A 16,294-nucleotide genomic window follows, 5' to 3' on the forward strand; every position below is an offset into this window, starting at 1 on the left:
GCGGGGGCCACGTGCCCGACCTGCCAGACTGGCTCCATGAGCACCCTCAAGGAGCAGCTGCAGTCCGACCTGACCTCCGCCATGCGCGAGCGTGACTCGGTGCGGGCCGGATCGCTGCGGATGGCATTGACCGCCGTCACCAACGAGGAGGTCGCGGGCAAGGAGCACCGCGAGCTCACCGACGACGACGTCCTCAAGGTCCTCACCAAGGAGGCGAAGAAGCGCCGCGAGGCGGCGGAGGCCTACACCGGCGCGGGACGCGCGGAGCTGGCCGCCAAGGAGGAGGCGGAGCTCGCCGTTCTGGAGACCTACCTGCCCCAGCAGCTCGGCGACGACGAGCTCGAGGGGATCGTCCGCGAGGCGGTCACCGCCTCCGGAGCCACCGGTATGCCGCAGATGGGCCTGGCGATGAAGGCCGCGAACGCTGCGGTGGCCGGGCGCGCCGAGGGTGGCCGGGTGGCGGCCGTCGTGCGCCGGGTCCTCGCCGGCTGAGCGGCTCCCGGCCGCCGCAGGCGCCGAGCCGCTACGGGAACGACGAAGGCCCGACGCGCGCGTCGGGCCTTCGTCGTCGTCAGTGCTCGGTCACGGCTTCGGGGGCTTGCCGGGCTTGGTCTTGCCGGGCTTGGGCTTGCCGCCCCCTCCGCCGCCACCTCCGCCGCCGCCACCGGCTCCGCCGCCCGGGTTGACGACCGTGGGCTGCGGCTGCGGCTGCGGCTGGGGCTGGGGCTGGGCCTGTCGCGAGGCGCCGCGCGAGGTGTAGATGGTGATGAACGTCCCGCTGGGAGCCTGGCCGTAGGGCGAGGTGCCGGCGACGAGACCGCTGGGGACCGACGAGCTCATCGTGCCGCCCACGCCGGCGGAGTAGCCCGCGGCCTGCAGCGTCGCGATCGCCTGCCCGACCGTCATGCCCGTGACTCCCGGGATGGAGTTGCCGGAGCCCGAGTCGGGGCTCGAGCCCTTCGTGAACTTGTCCGAGGGCTCGGGGAACGTCACCTCGGGCAGGCCCGTCGAGGCGCGGTTCATGATGGCCTTCCAGATCGGTGCGGCGATCGCCGCGCCGTGCATCACGGGGTAGAACTGGCCGCCGACCGAGACGTTCTTCATGACGCGGGTGATGGGGTCGTAGGGCGTGCCGACCCAGACCGCCGTGACGAGCTGCGGGGTGTAGCCGACGAACCACGACTCGTTGTTGTTGTTCGCCGTGCCGGTCTTGCCGGCGGACTGGCGCTTGCCGTCATCTAGCTGGTTCCGGATGCCGGAGCCGTGGGTCATGTTGTACTCGAGGAACTTGTCGGTGGCGTGGACGACGTCCGGGTCCACGACCTGCGCGCACGGGCTGGCCGGCAGGGCGATGTTCTTGCTGCCCTGCGTGATCTTCGTGATCGCCACCATGGGGCACTTCTTGCCGCTGGCGGCCAGGACACCGTAGGCGTGGGCGACGCCCTGCGGGGAGACGTCCGAGGCACCGAGGATGTACTGCGGGGCGTACGCGCCGACCGGGTCGCCGTCGGACTGGTGCAGGCCGAGGCGCAGCATCGTGTCGCGCACCTTGCAGCCCCCGAGCTTCTGGGCCAGCGCGACGAACGCGGTGTTGGTGGACAGGGCGGTCGCCTTCATCAGGCTGATGCTGCCGCCACCGAAGAACGTGTCGTTGTCGACCTGCCACGTGCCGCCCGGACCGCAGCCGCCCGGGAAGTCCTTCGGCCCGTACGCGGCCATGTGGCCGTCGCCGGCTGCCTTGGCGTTGACGCTGGCGTCGAGCTTCATCCCGGACTCCATGGCGGTCACGAGTGCAAACGCCTTGGCCGTCGAGCCGAACTGGAAACCGCCAGAGCCGCCGTACTTCTTGTCGAGGGCCCAGTTGATGCTGGTCTCGCCGCCGGCATCCTTGGTGACGGAGTACTTGGTGTTCTGGGCGAAGGCCTTGACCTGGCCGGTGTTGGGGTCGGCGACGTAGGCGGCGGCGCCGATGCGGGCCTTGTTGCCGATCGGCACCTTCAAGTCGACCTCCTCCTGCGCGAACTGCTGCAGCTTGGGGTCGAGCGTGGTCGTGATGGTGACGCCGCCGCGGTAGAGCAGGCGCTTGCGCTCCTCGAGCGTCTTACCGAGCTGCGGCATGGCGAGGGCGTAGTTGACGATGAAGTCGCACCAGTAGGGGTAGGGCGAGGCGAGGCAGGTGCTCTTGGGCTGCTGGACGCGCATGTCCTGCTTGAGGGTGCGCTTCTTGGCGGCCTTCCACTGCTTGTCGGTGATCCGGCCCAGCTCGTGCATGCGGTCGAGGACGACGTCGCGCCGGGCGATCGCCCGCTTGGGGAAGTTCACCGGGTCGGTGGTGCCGGGGTTCTGCGTGAGGCCGGCGAGGAGCGCAGCCTGCGACAGGCTCAGCTGTGAGGCGTGGATGCTGAAGTAGTGCATCGACGCGGCCTCGACGCCGTAGGCGCGGTCGCCGTAGTAGACGAGGTTGAGGTAGCCCTGCAGGATCTGGTCCTTGGTGAGCTTCTTCTCCAGCGTGATCGCGTACTTGAGCTCCTTGAGCTTGCGCATGTAGTCCTTCTTGACGGCCGCGGCCGCCGCCTCCGTGTTGCCGGAGTTGAGCGCGGAGTACTGGAGCGAGATCTTCACGTACTGCTGGGTGAGCGAGGAGGCGCCGGACGTGGTGGCGCCGCTGCGCAGGTTGGAGATCGCCGCGCGCATCACACCCTGCAGGTCCACGCCGCCGTGCTCGTAGAAGCGGTGGTCCTCGATCGCGATCTGGGCCTCGCGCATGATGGGCGCGATCTTGTTCAGCGGCACGATCGTGCGGTTCTGCTCCTGCGGCGTCGCGATGACGGTGCCGTCGGCCGCGAGGATGCGCGAGGTCTGCGCGAGCGGGTCGGTGGTGAACTCGCTGGGCAGCTCGTTGAACACGTCGACACCGCTGCGGGCGAGCGCTCCGGTGGCGCCCACCGCGGGCATGACCAGGCCGGCGGCGAGCAGTCCGAGCACCAGCGCGGACGCGAGGAACGCGCCGAGCAGGCTGATGACGCCACCGATCGAGGTTGTGCGTGAAGACATGGGCCCAAGGGTAACCGCACAGGGTATGGCCACCGGTTCCCCGCGCGCAGCGGGTTCGCTGAACTGCGCGCCCCTGCCTGCCCGGGTTCGACTGCGCCGGGCCCGAGAGCGGGTGACCACCTCCGGCGTGACGGAGTGACTAGTCACCCTCCCAACTAAATGGTCCATAGAGGCTATGTCCGACCGCGGGTCCCCGCTCCTAATGTCTCCTTTGGGCCTTGGGGGGCCCACATGGCCAGGACCGGTGGGACGGTCCGACGGTCAGCTCGGATGTCATGGGAGGCGCCGGGCGGGGAGGGGTAGTGCAATGAGTGCAGTCGTCATGGTGGATCCGTGGGTGGACGAGTGGGCCAGCCAGGCCAAGTGCTCCGGTCAGGATCCTGATGCGCTGTTCGTACGGGGCAAGGCCCAGCACGACGCGAAGGCCGTCTGCAAGACGTGTCCGGTCCTCGCGCAGTGCCTGGCCGAGGCTCTCGACAACAGGACCGAGTTCGGCGTCTGGGGAGGGATGACCGAGCGCGAGCGCCGGGCCCTGCTGCGCAAGCGGCCCGACATCACGTCCTGGAAGTCCGCCCTCAAGGCGGGCATGGCCGCACAGGCCAGGTAGTACCGGGCGGCAGCTACCGGTCGAGCAGACTGCCGGTCGCCGCCCGCCACAGCTTCGCAGCATCGCGGGGTCGTGACCACGTCAGGGTGAGTCACGACCCCGCGAGAGCGTTCCCGATCTCCCGCAGGCCCTCGAGGTCGTGCACGTCGCGCCCGAGCGCGGGCACCTGCACCACGGGTATGCCGGGGTGTGACCGTGAGAAGCGGTCGGCGAGCTCGCGCTGTCGCTCGCTCGTGGTCACGAGCGCGGCGTGCAGGCGCATCAGCCCCGCGGCGTTGTCGGCCGACCTGGGGCCGCCGCTCTCCTCGAGGTGCTCGGCGGCCGCGAGCGCCCTTGACGACGTGACGCCGGTCGCCGAGACGCGACCCATCCGGTTGACGACGAGGCCGGCGAGGGGCATGCCGTCGGCCTCGAGGCGGTCGACGAAGTAGGACGCCTCGCGCAGCGCGTCGCGCTCGGGTGCCGCGACGACGAGAAAGGCCGTGCCGCGCTCGGAGAGCAGGCGGTAGGTCTCGTCGGCGCGCTCGCGGAAGCCGCCGAACATCGTGTCCAGGGCGTTGACGAACGTCTGCACGTCAGTGAGCATCTGGCCGCCGAGGATCTTCGTCATCGTGGACGTCATGAGCTGTATGCCGCCGGCGAAGACCTTCAGGCCTGCCCGGCCACCCGCCTTGGCCGGGGCCGTGAGCAGGCGGATGAAGCGACCGTCGAGGAAGCTGCCGAGCCGGTTGGGCGCGTCGAGGAAGTCGAGCGCCGAGCGCGACGGCGGAGTGTCGACGACGATGAGGTCCCACGGCGCGGTGGGGGTGCCGGCGCTCGCCTTGAGCTGTCCGAGCTTCTCCATCGCCATGTACTCCTGCGTACCGGCGAAGGAGCTGCTGACCGCCTGGTAGAACGGGTTGACGAGGATCTGCTCGGCTTTGTCGGGGTCGGAGTGCGCGAGCACGACCTCGTCGAAGGTCCGCTTCATGTCCAGCATCATCGCGTGCAGGCTGCCGCCGGCACTGGTGTCGATCCCGGCGACGGGGCGCGGCGTGTTGTCGAGCTCCGTGAGGCCGAGCGACTGCGCGAGCCGGCGAGCCGGGTCGATGGTGAGCACGACGACCCGGCGCCCGGACTCGGCCGCGCGCAGGCCCAGGGCGGCGGCCGTCGTGGTCTTGCCGACCCCGCCGGAGCCGCAGCAGACGACGATAGAGGTGGCGGGGTCGTCGATCAGGTCGTCGACGTCGAGCAGGGGCGGCGTCGGTGAGATGGGTGTCGGGCTCATGCCTGGACCGCCACCTCGACCGGAGGGACCGAGGGCGGGACCGGGGAGGGGACGAAGAGCGGCAGGAGGAGACCGGCGAGCTCTCGCACGGAGCCCGCGTCGACGCCACCGGCCAGGGCGGGCAGCTGCACGATCGGCAGCCCGGTCGCCTCGAGGAGGACGAGCTGCTCGCGCTCGAGGTCGATGCGCTGGGCGTGGTCGCGCGCCTCGTCGAGGAGGCCGTCGACGAGCTCGGGCGTCACGCGCACGCCCGCGTCGGCGAGCTGGGTGCGGAGGGAGGCCTTGTGCAGCCGGCCGGCCCGCGCCTGCTCGAGGGCGAGGTCGTCGAGCAGCGGCTCGCGGACCATGTTGACGAGGATCGCTCCGGGGCGCAGGGACTTGGCGCGCAGCTCGTCGATGGCGTCGAGCGTCTCCTGCACCGGCATCTCCTCCAGGAGCGTCACCAGGTGCACGACGGTCTGGTCGGACTCGAGCAGCCGGGTGATGGAGCCGGCCTGGGAGGCGATGGGGCCGACCCGCGCCAGGTCGGCGACCTCCGAGTTGACCGAGAGGAACCGGCCGATGCGCCCGGTCGGCGGTGCGTCGAGGACGATGCCGTCGTAGACGGGGGCGGCATCGCCCTTGTGCCGGCCGTCGCGGCGGCGGCGGTTGGCCTCGTAGATCTTGCCGATGAGCAGCACGTCGCGCACGCCCGGCGCGATGGTCGTGGCAAAGTCGATGGCGCCGAACTTCTCGAGCAGCTTGCCGGCGCGGCCGAGCTTGTAGAACATCTGGAGGTACTCGAGCAGCGCGGCCTTGGCGTCGATCGAGAGGCCGACGATCTCGCCGCCGCCGGCGAGGCGCATGATCCGGGTCTCCTCGGTGCCCAGTGGCGGCACGTCGAAGGTCTGGCTGATGCCCTGGCGGCCCTCGACCTCGGCGATGAGCACGCGGGACGGCTCCGAGGCCAGGGCGAGGGCGATGGCGGAGGCGATCGTCGTCTTGCCGGTGCCACCCTTGCCCGTCACGACGTGCAGACGCGCTCGCGCCCAGGGTGCGGCGCTCGGGTCCGTCGTCACGAGTCCCACCATAGGCGGGGTGCCCTCGAAGGTCGCCTCGGCCCACGGCATACGACACTGTTGCGCGGGGCGAAACAGTGTCGTAGCGCGCGGGCGGGGTGTGCCGTGGGCGCCTACGTCAGTGTTGCGCCGGGCGAAACAGTGTCGTAGCGCGCGGGCGGGGTGTGCCGTGGGCGCCTACGTCAGTGTTGCGCCGGGCGAAACAGTGTCGTAGCGCGCGGGCGGGGTGTGCCGTCGGCGCCTACGTCAGTGTTGCGCTGGGCGAAACAGTGTCGTGGCGGTCAGTGACCCGACCGGAGGAGGGCGCGCACGGCGGCGAGCACGGTGTCGAACGCCGGGTGGTCCGGGTCGATGACGGCCATGTGGTCGGCGCCCGGCACGACCTGCACCGTCACGTCGCCACCCGCCTCCCGTGCCTCGAGGACGTATGCGTCGGCCACCTCGGGCGGCACCGTGTCGTCGTCGGCGCCGTTGACCAGGCGTACCGGCACCCTCGGCGGCAGCGACGACATCGGGTCCGCCGCGGTCCACGACGGGGTCCCCGGACCGGTGCCGACGAACTCTCGCGCCGCGTCCGACCCGAGGTGCAGCCGGTCGGAAGCGCCGAGGTCGACGACCCCGGCCAGCGACACGACCCCCGCGATGCCGCGCTCGGCCGCCCACGGCTGTCCCGCTGCCCACGTCACGAGGTGGCCGCCGGCGGAGTGTCCGACCAGAACGAGCGGCCTCGGCAGGTCGGGCTGCGAGGAGATGGAGGCGAGGACGTCGCGCACGTCGTCGAGGGTCCCGGGGACGCCGCCACCCGGCATACCTGCTCGGCGGTACTCGACGAGAGCCACGGGGAAGCCGGCGGCAGCGAAGGCGCCGGCCTCGGGCAGGGCGTGCTCGCGGTCGTAGCCCTTGCGCCAGAACCCGCCGTGGACGACGACCACGGTCCCCGCGGCTGTCGGTGCTCCGGCCGCCGGTGGCAGCACGTCGTAGACCTGGGCCGGGTCGCCGCCGTAGGAACGGGTCTCGGGGGTGCTCGTCATGCGCGTCATGGTGCCAGCCACGGCGGACTGTGCACGTCAGGTGGGACCCCTCGCGCTGAGTAGGGTGAGGCCATGACCCAGTGGGAATACCTCACCGCACCGCTCCTGATCCACAACACCAAGCAGATCCTCGACAACTTCGGGGCTGACGGCTGGGAGCTCGTCCAGATCGTCAACGGTCCCGACGGCACGAGCCTCGTCGCCTACTTCAAGCGCCCCAAGTCCTGAGGAGCCACCGCACCATGTCTGCTGTCGAAGACCGCCTGTCCGAGCTCGGCCTCACCGTCCCGGAGGTCGTGCCGCCCGTCGCCGCCTACGTCCCCGTCGTCCGCGAGGGCGACCTCGTCTTCACCTCGGGCCAGCTGCCGATGGTGGACGGCGCGCTCGCCGCGAAGGGCAAGGTGGGCGCCGAGGTCGACGCCGACGCCGCCACGTCGCTGGCCGAGACGTGCGCCCTCAACGCCATCGCCGCGATCAAGTCGGAGATCGGCGACCTCGACTCGGTGACCCGCGTCGTCAAGGTGGTCGGCTTCGTCGCCTCCGACCCGTCCTTCACCGGCCAGCCCGGCGTCATCAACGGTGCGAGCGAGCTCCTGGTGAAGGCCTTCGGCGACAAGGGGATCCACGCCCGCTCCGCCGTCGGCGTCGCCGCGCTCCCGCTGGACGCGCCGGTCGAGGTCGAGGTCATCGTCTCTGTCGCGAAGTGAGCTCCGCGACGTGAGCTCCATGGGTCGCCGGTTCCCGCTGACCACGACGCCCGGCATCTCCGACGCGGCGACGCGCTGGCTCGCCGGCGAGCGCTGGGACGAGGCCGCACCACGGCGCGCGAGCACCGTGATGCTGGTGCGTGACGGCGAAGGCGACGGCGGCCCGGAGGTCTTCATGCTCCGGCGCGTCTCCGGGATGGACTTCGCGCCGAGTGTGGTGGTCTTCCCCGGCGGTGGGGTCGACGAGCGTGACGGCGAGCTCGGCCTGCCCTGGGCCGGGCCGTCGCCGGCCGAGTGGGCCGAGCGGCTGGGCTGCTCGACAGCGGAGGCGCAGATGTTCGTCGCCGCCGCCATCCGCGAGGTCTTCGAGGAGTGCGGCGTGCTGCTGGCCGGCCCGTCGGCGAGCGGCCCGCTCGCGTCGGTCGACGGCCCCGAGTGGCCCGAGATCCGCCGCTCGCTCATCGAGAGGCGCGTCTCGCTCGCCGACGTCCTGCACGACAAGGGGCTCGTCCTGCGCTCCGACCTCGTCGTGGCCAAGGCGCACTGGCTGACCCCCGTCTTCGAGCCGCGCCGCTACGATACGTGGTTCTTCGCCGCGCTCATGCCTCCGCACCAGCTGGCCGACGGCGAGACCACCGAGGCCGACCACGCCGACTGGTTCGTCCCCTCCGAGCTGCTGAGGGCGTATGCCGCCGGGTCGGCCCTCATGCTCCCGCCGACGGTCGTGTGCGTGGAGCAGATCGCCGACGCGCGCTGCGCCGCAGACGTGGTCGTACACAGCGAGGCCCTCCCGCTCGTCATGCCGCAGGTGGTGTCGGGGCCGGAGGGTGCGGCGATCGAGGTCGTCGAGGTGCGTCGAGACGTGAGCGCAGGGGAGGTCAGGTGAAGGGCACCGCGGCCGACCCGAGCTGGCGCGGCGGCGTGACGAGCGAGCGCGCCGAGTGCGTGCTGTGCCCGAACCCGTCTCCGATGACGCTCGACGGCACCAACACGTGGCTCCTCGCCGAGCCCGGGTCCGGCGAGGTCGTCGTCGTCGACCCGGGGCCGCTCGACGAGTCGCACCTGCGCAACGTCCTCCGGTGGGTTGCCGACTCGGGTCGCCGGGTCGCCCTCACCCTGCTGACCCACGGGCACGACGACCACGCCGAGAGCGCCCGCCGCTTCGCCGAGCTGACCGGTGCGCCGGTGCGAGGCTTCGGCCGCGGACACGACGACCTCAGGGCGGGGGAGACCATCACCGTCGGCGGTCTCGAGATCCTGGCCGTCGAGACCCCGGGCCACACGAGCGACTCGTTCTCCTTCGTGCTGCCGGCCGACAACACGCTGCTGACCGGCGACACCGTGCTCGGCCGCGGCACCACCGTCGTGGCCTGGCCGGACGGCAGCCTCGAGGCCTACCTCGCCTCGCTCGAGCGCATCGAGGCCCTGACCCGCGCGGGTGACGTCACGAGCCTGCTGCCGGGCCACGGGCCGTTCGTCACCGACGCCGCGGCGACCGTCACCTTCTACCTGCAGCACCGTGCGGAACGGCTGGAGCAGGTGCGCGACGCGGTCGCGCGGGGTGCGCAGACGGCATACGCCGTCGTCGAGCAGGTCTACGCCGACGTGCCGCGCAGCGTGTGGCCGGCGGCCGAGCTGTCGGTGCAGGCGCAGCTCGACTACCTCCGCACCCACCCCTGAGTCTGTCGCGCGGCGGGCTGGGAGACTTCGGGCATGGACGTGGGGATCAAGGAGCTGGCCGCTGCGACGGTGGAGCTCGTCGGTGACCGCCGTCGGGTCGTCCTCGGCATCGCGGGCGCGCCGGGGGCGGGCAAGTCGACGCTCGCCGAGGCGCTCGTGCGCGCCGTCGGTGGCGCAGAGGGCGAGGACTGGGTCGCTCACGTGCCGATGGACGGCTTCCACCTCGCCGACGCCCAGCTGCGGCGGCTGGGAGCCTTGTCCCGCAAGGGTGCTCCCGACACCTTCGACGTCGACGGCTACGCCCACCTGCTGCACCGCGTCGTGACCGAGCCGGACTCGTGGGTCTATGCGCCGGGTTTCGACCGAACGCTCGAGCAACCGCTGGCCGCAGCCATGGTCGTGCCGCCGTCGACCCGGCTCGTGGTCACCGAGGGCAACTACCTGCTCCTGCCCGAGCCGCGGTGGGAGCGGGCCCGGGCCCAGCTCGCCGAGGTGTGGTTCGTCGCCGGCGACGACGCCGTGCGGCAGTCAAGGCTGGTGGAGCGGCACACGGCCTTCGGCAAGGAGCCGGAGGCGGCCCTGGCCTGGGTCGAGCAGACCGACGAGGCCAACGCCGCCGTCGTCGCTGCCACGGCGGGACGAGCCGACCGCCTGGTCGTCAACGGCCCGGACGGCTGGACGCTGGCGAGCTGAGCGGGGGTCGGGGCCTCAGCGGGCGCGGCGCTTGAGCCGCTCGACGTCCTGGAGCAGCACGGCGCGGGCCTCGAGCCGCAGCCACCCACGCGTCGCGAAGTCGGCGAGCGCCTTGTTGACCGTCTCGCGAGAGGCACCGACGAGCTGCGCCAGCTCCTCCTGCGTGAGGTCGTGGGAGACCATGATCCCGCCCTCGACGGGGCGGCCGAACCGCTCGGACAGGTCGAGCAGCGCCTTGGCGACACGACCGGGCACGTCGGTGAAGACGAGGTCGGCGAGGTGGGCGTTGGTGCGGCGCAGGCGCTGGGCGAGGGCCGCGAGCAGCGCCTTGGAGACCTCCGGGCGGCCGCTCAGGATGGCGGTGAGCGACTCGTTGCCCAGACCCAGCAGCTGCGTCTCGGCGACGGCGGTGGCCGTCATCGTGCGCGGGCCCGGGTCGAAGAGGCTGAGCTCGCCGAACATCTCGCCGGGGCCGAGGATGGCCACGAGGTTCTCGCGGCCGTCGGGACTGCGGCGGCCCAGCTTGATCTTGCCCTCGGCGATGACGTAGAGCCGGTCACCCCGGTCGCCCTCGTGGAAGAGCACGTCTCCGCGCTCCATGTGCGACCGACTCATCTCGGACTGCAGGGCGGAGGCCGCCTCGTCGTCCAGAGCCTTGAACAGGGGCGCACGCCTCACCACGTCGAGATCCACGGGGTCAGTGTGCCACGTGGTGCGGGCCGATGCCCTGACAGGACAGGCTGTTCGCCGCGCGCGCCGACGTGCCCATCGTCACGCAACGGCTCACGGCCGCTGGGTCGGGAGTCAGTCGTCGATGCGGTAGTCGATGGGCTTGCAGACGCCGTTGTTGGACTTCTCGGCCGAGCACGCGGTCAGGCCCACGACGAGGTCGGCCTCGGCCTGCAGGACGAAGCGGTCACCGGCTCGCGAGGTCGGCGGGTCGATGTGCAGCTCGCCGCCCCGCTCGTTCCACACGTTCATGAAGATGTTGAGCGTCGTGGAGATGCGGTCGGGGTCCACGCCGAACGCCGCCATGTTGGTGGCGAGGTTCTCGAAGCAGCTGGGGTGGTACGCCCCGTGGAACTCCGGGTAGAGCAGGTCGAACGTCTGCTGCGAGCACGGCGTGAGCAGGATGTCGTGGTGGCCGCAGGTGTCCTCGACGACGGTCGCCATCCGCCGGCTGCGGTTGCTGTAGAGCACGCTGCCCGTCGTCACGGCGGTCGAGTTGGCGTAGTCGATGGTGCGGCCCGAGCTGAACCACTCGTCGCGGTCGTCGTCCATGACGGCGAAGAAGTCGCTGACCTGCTCGCCCGTGGGGTCGATGACCGTGAGGCGCTGGCCGGCACGCAGGAGGAAGGCGGTGCCGGTCTGCGGGGCCAGGCGGGTGAGCTCCATGCCGTCACCGTAGTCGCCGAGAGGCTGGAACACCGGGCCGCCGGCGCCGAACAGGCGCCCGAGCCTGGTGTGCTGGAGGTCTTGCGAGATCGTCATCCGTCATCCCCTGACTGGTCGGTCACCCCGTGGCCGAAAGGACACCCGGTGGCGTTGGTGGTGGTGCTGTCGCTGAGAGTGCGGCGGGTCCGGCCGCCGATGCGCGTGGTGGCGGCCGTGAGGGTGGTCGCGCCGTCGTCGCCCGGCTCGACGTGCACCTCGAGGGGCGGCTGCCACCCGTCCGGGACACGGCGACCGGAGTACTGGAGGGCCTCGGTGCTGTCGCCGTGGTCGGCGACCATCGGGTTGACGAAGCCCTGCAGGTCGATGTCGCGCCGCCGGATCGTGGACCGCATCTGCTCGAACCGGCCCTCGGCCCGCAGCTCCTCGAACTGGGCGTGCGGGTTGAAGACGAGGGTGGGCAGCGGAGCACGCCGCGCCACGCGGGAGGCCGCGGGGTGCAGACCGACGATGAAGTATGCGGTGCCGCCCGCGCTGAAGGCGAAGTGCGGGTCGTTGGGGTCGGCTCCCACCCCGTCGGCCCAGGACTCCTCGTCGACGTCGTGCAGCCGCTGGAGCAGCTGGAAGAGTGCTGCCTCGAAGCCGGCCTCGGTGGCCGGCACCGGTCCGCGGAAGGTCGCGATGAAGGAGTGGAAGCCCTTCTCGCCCTCGATGTCGTCCGCGAAGCCGCGCAGCCGCTGCAGCAGGTCGGCGGCGACGTCGGGGTCGTCCATGTCGTCGAGGACGACGTGCGCCAGACCGCCCCGGCGGAAGACGGACTTGGCGCCGAGACACGGGAACTCGGCATGCGTGACCATGAGCTCGAGCGCACGGACGACGTCACGCTCAGGGGCGCTCGCCAGGTCCATCCCGGCGAGGAGGTCGAGGGTCGACTCCAGCCCCGGGTGCTCCTCCACGGCAGGCAGGAGAGTCGCCTCAGCCGGCGTGCGGGCATTGATGCTCGTATCCGTTGACATGTCGGACTCCTTCCGTGCACGCACCACGTACCCAACTCGTGACGTCTTGGCTCGAAAGGCTTGACATGGGCGGCGGTTCGGCCGTTCGCGACCGTGCTGGTGGGGATGGCGACGGGTGGCGGCCGGCCACCGGCCGGACCGTGGACGGCGTGACCCAGCGCGGCGGCATACAGTGTCGTGCGTGTCTCCCCGTGCCATCTCGACAGCCGACGAGAGCCCCGTGGCGCGGACCCGGCGTGCCCGGAGGATGTACCGCCTGCTGCACGAGCGCTACCCGTACGCCCATTGCGAGCTCGACTTCAGCAACCCGCTCGAGCTGCTCGTGGCGACGATCCTGTCCGCGCAGACGACCGACGTCGGTGTGAACAAGGTCACCCCGATCGTCTTCGCGAAGTACCGCACGGCCGCCGACTACGCGAACGCCGACCGCACCGAGCTGGAGACCATCCTCCAGCCGACCGGCTTCTACCGGGCCAAGACCGACTCGCTCATCAAGCTCGGCATCGCGCTCGTCGAGCGCTTCGACGGAGAGGTGCCGCCGCGCCTGAAGGACCTCGTGACGCTTCCCGGCGTGGGACGCAAGACGGCGAACGTCGTGCTGGGCAACGCCTTCGACATCCCGGGCATCACGGTCGACACGCACTTCGGGCGCCTCGTGCGCCGCTTCGGCTGGACCGAGGAGGAGGACCCGGTCAAGGTCGAGCACGAGGTCGGGCGACTCTTCCTGCGCCGTGACTGGACGATGCTCAGCCACGTGCTGATCTTCCACGGCCGGCGCACCTGCCACGCGAAGCGGCCGGCCTGCGGGGTATGCCCCATCGCCCGGCTGTGCCCGAGCTACGGCATCGGCGAGACCGACCCCGACAAGGCGGCGAAGCTGCTGAAGTTCGAGCTGGCACCGAAGTGACCGACGTCGTCAGTGGCATCGCGTATGCCGGCCCGTCGGGCGCCATCGACCCGTCCCCCGAGCTCGACGGCGGGACGGCGCCGCGCCCCGCGTGGCTGGACGAGGTGGCGGTGCGGCTCGAGAGCGTGGCGCCGCAGTACTTCTCCCGCTTCCTGCCTCCGGAGGAGGGCGGGCGCGAGTCGGCCGTCCTCATCCTCTTTGGGCCGCCGCCGGCGGGGGCCGAGGACGAGGGCGAACACGTCGTCCTCATCGAGCGTTCTCACACGATGCGCACCCAGCCGGCCCAGATCGCCTTCCCCGGCGGCTCGCGCGACCCCGGGGACGACGACCTCATGGCGACCGCGCTGCGCGAGGCGCAGGAGGAGACCGGGGTCGACCCGGCCGGCGTCGAGGTCATCGCCCAGCTGCCCTCCCTCTTCCTGGCGCCGGCCCAGTTCGTCGTCGCCCCCGTGCTCGGGTGGTGGGCCAAGCCCTCGCCGATCGGCGTCCGTGACCCGGCCGAGGTGCACGACGTGCTGTCGGTGCCGGTCTCTCACCTCGTCGCGCCGTCGACGCGGTTCTCGGTGACACACCCCTCGGGCTACGTCGGTCCCGGCTTCGACCTCGACCACCTCTTCCTCTGGGGCTTCACGGCCGGACTGCTGAGCAGCGTGCTCGAGCTCGCCGGCCTGTCCCAGCCGTGGGACGCTGGCGTCGTGCGACCGCTGCCCGAGCGCTTCCTCCAGCAGGGGCGGCGCGCATGACCGGCAGCACCCTCCTCGACGTCGTGCTCGTGCTCCTGCTGCTTGCCTATGCCGTCTCGGGCTACCGCCAGGGGCTGATCCAGAGCGTGTGCTCGCTCGTCGGCTTCTTCGCGTTCGCGATGCTCGCCGTCTGGCAGCTGCCCGCGCTGCTGGCGCGCTGGCCGGCGGTGGCCGACGACGACCGCACCCGGGTTTTCGTGCTCGTCGTCGGTGTCGTCGGCTTCGGGTGGCTCGGGCAGTTCCTCGGCAGCCTGCTCGGCTCGCGCCTCCGGCGGCGGATGGGGCAGACGTCGCTGCGCCACCTCGACTCGGCGCTCGGCGCAGTCGTCGTCACCCTCGCTGCGAGCGTCATCATCTGGTTCGTCGGGGGTGCCCTGCGCACGGCCGGCAACCCGACGCTGTCGAGGGCGATGGCCGAGTCCAAGGTGCTCCAGGTCGTCAACACCGTGGTGCCGGAGCAGACCGGACAGGTCTTCGCAGGCTTCCGCGGCTTCCTCTCCAGCCAGGGCTTCCCGCAGGTCTTCGGCGGCCTGGCGCCCGAGCCGATCACGCCGGTCCAAGGCCCCGACCCGGGCGTCCCGCAGTCGCCGGCGATCCGGGCGGCCGGACGCTCGGTGGTCAAGGTGACGACCCAGTCCAGCTCGTGCCAGCGCGGGCAGGAGGGGACCGGCTGGGTGCTCACCCCGGGTCGGATCGTCACCAACGCGCACGTGGTGGCCGGTGCGGACCAGGTCCAGGTCCAGAGCGGCGACCAGATCCTGCGCGCCCGTGTCGTCGTCTTCGACCCGCGGCGCGACCTCGCGGTCGTCAGCGTGCCGGGGCTGCAGGCGCCGCCGCTGCAGCTCGGCGGAGAGCTGCACCGCGGGGACTCGGCAGCCGTCCCGGGCTACCCGCTCGACGGGCCCTACCGCGCCGTCCCGGCCCGCGTCCGCGCCCAGCTCGAGGCGCGCGGCCTCGACATCTACGGGCGAGAGCACGTGGTGCGCCAGATCTACTCGCTGGCCACGACCGTCCAGCCCGGCAACTCCGGCGGGCCGCTGCTCGACACGAGCGGCCGGGTCGTCGGGGTCATCTTCGCCAAGTCGCTCGAGGACGCCGCAACCGGCTACGCCCTGACGCTTGCGGAGGCCAAGCCGGTGCTCGACGAGGCCTCCTCCGCCGGCACGCCGGTCAGCACCGGCGCCTGCGTCGCCGGCTGACCCGCGCTACCCGTCGAAAGGCCGAAGTCTGCGGGTGGGGCTGCGTCGAGGCCAAACTTCGTCGCAAACTTTGGCCTCTCGACGTGCGAGGGGTCGCAAAGTTTGGCCTTTCGACGGTGAAGGGGTCGGGGGCGGGATGATCGGGGCATGCGCATCGACAGCCCGGGCCTGACCACCGATCTCGACCTGCTCCGGCTCTCTGGCTCGACCGTCACCGACCACGGCGACCACCTCGTCATCCGCACCGAGGCGAACCCGACCTTCTGGTGGGGCAACTTCGTCCTCGTCCCGACCGCGCCGCGCGCCGACGAGGTCGACCGCTGGGTCGCGCGCTTCGAGGAGGAGTTCCCGGAGGCGGGACACCGGGCCGTTGGCTTCGCGCTCCCGGGTGGCGGCACGCAGGCCTGGGCCGAGCTCGGCTGGGAGGTCGAGGGCGACGTCGACCTCGCCACCACCGGGCTGCCCGTGGGCACGAAGGTCCCGGACGGCATACAGGTTCGCGCACTCGAGAGTGATGACGACTGGGAGCAGTCCGCCCAGGTCGGCGCTCGCGACACCGCGCAGGACGAGCGGAAGGACCGGCTCGTCTTCGAGCGGCGCCGTGCGGCAGCACAGCGGGGCCTCGTCGAGTCGGGGCGCGCCCACTGGGTCGGGGCCTTCGATGGCGGCCGGCTCGTGGCCCGACTGGGCATCGTCCGGCTCGGCGAGCTGGCCCGATACCAGGACGTCGTGACGCTCGCGAGCCACCGTCGCCGCGGGCTCGCCGGGGCGCTCGTGCGGGCGGCGGGCGAGTGGGCCTTCGAGGACCCGGCCGTGAAGCAGCTCGTCATCGTGGCCGAGGACGGTGGCCCGGCGATCGGGCTCTACCAGCGCGCCGGCTTCGCCGAGGTCGCGCGCCACGTGGGTGTCTCCCGCCCTATCGCCTGACCCCGAAACGTCG

The 16,294-nt window shown here is 71.7% G+C and carries 18 protein-coding genes; 11 read left to right on the plus strand and 7 right to left on the minus strand.

Annotation, left to right across the window (positions count from 1 at the left end; genetic code table 11):
- Positions 1–36: 36 nt before the first annotated feature.
- On the plus strand, positions 37–492 hold the full coding sequence (locus LQK93_RS11345) for a GatB/YqeY domain-containing protein (protein WP_374967894.1): 456 nt from the start codon (positions 37–39) through the stop codon (positions 490–492).
- Between the two features lie 90 nt (positions 493–582).
- On the opposite strand, the gene LQK93_RS11350 is transcribed toward LQK93_RS11345, so the two are convergent.
- A complete protein-coding gene (locus tag LQK93_RS11350; RefSeq protein ID WP_374967895.1) occupies positions 583–3,054 on the minus strand; it encodes a transglycosylase domain-containing protein in 2,472 nt (823 codons plus the stop codon).
- A 322-nt stretch (positions 3,055–3,376) separates the two neighbouring features.
- On the opposite strand from LQK93_RS11350, the gene LQK93_RS11355 reads away from it, so the two are divergent.
- A complete protein-coding gene (locus tag LQK93_RS11355) occupies positions 3,377–3,661 on the plus strand; it encodes a WhiB family transcriptional regulator (RefSeq protein ID WP_142206161.1) in 285 nt (94 codons plus the stop codon).
- A 91-nt stretch (positions 3,662–3,752) separates the two neighbouring features.
- On the opposite strand, the gene LQK93_RS11360 is transcribed toward LQK93_RS11355, so the two are convergent.
- From LQK93_RS11360 to LQK93_RS11370, 3 genes are all read right to left on the minus strand, one after another.
- On the minus strand, positions 3,753–4,928 hold the full coding sequence (locus tag LQK93_RS11360; RefSeq protein ID WP_374967896.1) for an ArsA family ATPase: 1,176 nt from the start codon (positions 4,926–4,928) through the stop codon (positions 3,753–3,755).
- A complete protein-coding gene (locus tag LQK93_RS11365) occupies positions 4,925–5,986 on the minus strand; it encodes an ArsA-related P-loop ATPase (protein WP_374967897.1) in 1,062 nt (353 codons plus the stop codon). The genes LQK93_RS11360 and LQK93_RS11365 overlap by 4 nt, the downstream gene beginning before the upstream one ends.
- Before the next feature lie 281 nt (positions 5,987–6,267).
- On the minus strand, positions 6,268–7,017 hold the full coding sequence (locus LQK93_RS11370; RefSeq protein WP_374967898.1) for an alpha/beta hydrolase: 750 nt from the start codon (positions 7,015–7,017) through the stop codon (positions 6,268–6,270).
- A 72-nt stretch (positions 7,018–7,089) separates the two neighbouring features.
- Here LQK93_RS11370 and LQK93_RS11375 point away from each other — a divergent pair, with 72 nt between their 5' ends.
- From LQK93_RS11375 to LQK93_RS11395, 5 genes are read left to right on the plus strand one after another with little or no spacing between them, the layout of a single operon-like run.
- Complete coding sequence (locus LQK93_RS11375; protein ID WP_142179199.1) at positions 7,090–7,245, plus strand: DUF4177 domain-containing protein; 156 nt, start codon at positions 7,090–7,092, stop codon at positions 7,243–7,245.
- 14 nt (positions 7,246–7,259) lie between these two features.
- Positions 7,260–7,724: a RidA family protein gene (locus LQK93_RS11380; RefSeq protein WP_374967899.1), complete on the plus strand. Its 465-nt coding sequence runs from the start codon at positions 7,260–7,262 to the stop codon at positions 7,722–7,724.
- Positions 7,725–7,743: 19 nt separating this feature from the next.
- Entirely contained in the window at positions 7,744–8,610 is an 867-nt protein-coding gene (locus LQK93_RS11385; RefSeq protein WP_374971489.1) for an NUDIX hydrolase, read from the plus strand.
- Positions 8,607–9,404, plus strand: coding sequence for an MBL fold metallo-hydrolase (locus tag LQK93_RS11390; RefSeq protein WP_374967900.1), 798 nt, complete (start codon positions 8,607–8,609; stop codon positions 9,402–9,404). The genes LQK93_RS11385 and LQK93_RS11390 overlap by 4 nt, the downstream gene beginning before the upstream one ends.
- A 33-nt stretch (positions 9,405–9,437) precedes the next feature.
- Complete coding sequence (locus LQK93_RS11395) at positions 9,438–10,097, plus strand: nucleoside/nucleotide kinase family protein (protein ID WP_374967901.1); 660 nt, start codon at positions 9,438–9,440, stop codon at positions 10,095–10,097.
- Positions 10,098–10,112: 15 nt separating this feature from the next.
- Here LQK93_RS11395 and LQK93_RS11400 read toward each other — a convergent pair whose 3' ends face one another.
- The 3 genes from LQK93_RS11400 to gntA all read right to left on the minus strand — a co-directional run bounded on the left by LQK93_RS11400 (position 10,113) and on the right by gntA (position 12,505).
- Entirely contained in the window at positions 10,113–10,790 is a 678-nt protein-coding gene (locus LQK93_RS11400) for a Crp/Fnr family transcriptional regulator (RefSeq protein WP_343986356.1), read from the minus strand.
- A 111-nt stretch (positions 10,791–10,901) separates the two neighbouring features.
- Positions 10,902–11,588, minus strand: a complete 687-nt coding sequence (locus LQK93_RS11405; protein ID WP_374967902.1) for a DUF1989 domain-containing protein — start codon at positions 11,586–11,588, stop codon at positions 10,902–10,904.
- Positions 11,585–12,505 carry a guanitoxin biosynthesis heme-dependent pre-guanitoxin N-hydroxylase GntA gene (gene gntA / locus LQK93_RS11410; protein WP_374967903.1) on the minus strand — a complete coding sequence of 307 codons (921 nt, stop codon included), beginning with the start codon at positions 12,503–12,505 and terminating at the stop codon, positions 11,585–11,587. The genes LQK93_RS11405 and gntA overlap by 4 nt, the downstream gene beginning before the upstream one ends.
- A 247-nt stretch (positions 12,506–12,752) precedes the next feature.
- On the opposite strand from gntA, the gene nth reads away from it, so the two are divergent.
- From nth to LQK93_RS11430, 4 genes are all read left to right on the plus strand, one after another.
- A complete protein-coding gene (nth, locus tag LQK93_RS11415; RefSeq protein ID WP_374971490.1) occupies positions 12,753–13,412 on the plus strand; it encodes an endonuclease III in 660 nt (219 codons plus the stop codon).
- On the plus strand, positions 13,409–14,155 hold the full coding sequence (locus tag LQK93_RS11420) for an NUDIX hydrolase (RefSeq protein ID WP_374967904.1): 747 nt from the start codon (positions 13,409–13,411) through the stop codon (positions 14,153–14,155). Before nth ends, LQK93_RS11420 begins: the two co-directional genes overlap by 4 nt.
- Positions 14,152–15,354, plus strand: a complete 1,203-nt coding sequence (locus tag LQK93_RS11425) for a MarP family serine protease (RefSeq protein WP_374967905.1) — start codon at positions 14,152–14,154, stop codon at positions 15,352–15,354. The genes LQK93_RS11420 and LQK93_RS11425 overlap by 4 nt, the downstream gene beginning before the upstream one ends.
- Before the next feature lie 147 nt (positions 15,355–15,501).
- A complete protein-coding gene (locus LQK93_RS11430; RefSeq protein ID WP_374967906.1) occupies positions 15,502–16,281 on the plus strand; it encodes a GNAT family N-acetyltransferase in 780 nt (259 codons plus the stop codon).
- The last annotated feature ends 13 nt before the right edge of the window (positions 16,282–16,294 follow it).

Source organism: Terrabacter sp. BE26, from assembly GCF_041941675.1.
Taxonomy (GTDB): domain Bacteria; phylum Actinomycetota; class Actinomycetes; order Actinomycetales; family Dermatophilaceae; genus Terrabacter.

Coding starts and splice junctions, on each gene's coding strand:
- LQK93_RS11345 (WP_374967894.1), top strand. CDS start 37: ATGAGCACCCTCAAGGAGCAGCTGCAGTCCGACCTGACCTCCGCCATG.
- LQK93_RS11350 (WP_374967895.1), bottom strand. CDS start 3,054: ATGTCTTCACGCACAACCTCGATCGGTGGCGTCATCAGCCTGCTCGGC.
- LQK93_RS11355 (WP_142206161.1), top strand. CDS start 3,377: ATGGTGGATCCGTGGGTGGACGAGTGGGCCAGCCAGGCCAAGTGCTCC.
- LQK93_RS11360 (WP_374967896.1), bottom strand. CDS start 4,928: ATGAGCCCGACACCCATCTCACCGACGCCGCCCCTGCTCGACGTCGAC.
- LQK93_RS11370 (WP_374967898.1), bottom strand. CDS start 7,017: ATGACGAGCACCCCCGAGACCCGTTCCTACGGCGGCGACCCGGCCCAG.
- LQK93_RS11375 (WP_142179199.1), top strand. CDS start 7,090: ATGACCCAGTGGGAATACCTCACCGCACCGCTCCTGATCCACAACACC.
- LQK93_RS11380 (WP_374967899.1), top strand. CDS start 7,260: ATGTCTGCTGTCGAAGACCGCCTGTCCGAGCTCGGCCTCACCGTCCCG.
- LQK93_RS11385 (WP_374971489.1), top strand. CDS start 7,744: ATGGGTCGCCGGTTCCCGCTGACCACGACGCCCGGCATCTCCGACGCG.
- LQK93_RS11395 (WP_374967901.1), top strand. CDS start 9,438: ATGGACGTGGGGATCAAGGAGCTGGCCGCTGCGACGGTGGAGCTCGTC.
- LQK93_RS11405 (WP_374967902.1), bottom strand. CDS start 11,588: ATGACGATCTCGCAAGACCTCCAGCACACCAGGCTCGGGCGCCTGTTC.
- gntA (WP_374967903.1), bottom strand. CDS start 12,505: ATGTCAACGGATACGAGCATCAATGCCCGCACGCCGGCTGAGGCGACT.
- nth (WP_374971490.1), top strand. CDS start 12,753: ATGTACCGCCTGCTGCACGAGCGCTACCCGTACGCCCATTGCGAGCTC.
- LQK93_RS11425 (WP_374967905.1), top strand. CDS start 14,152: ATGACCGGCAGCACCCTCCTCGACGTCGTGCTCGTGCTCCTGCTGCTT.
- LQK93_RS11430 (WP_374967906.1), top strand. CDS start 15,502: ATGCGCATCGACAGCCCGGGCCTGACCACCGATCTCGACCTGCTCCGG.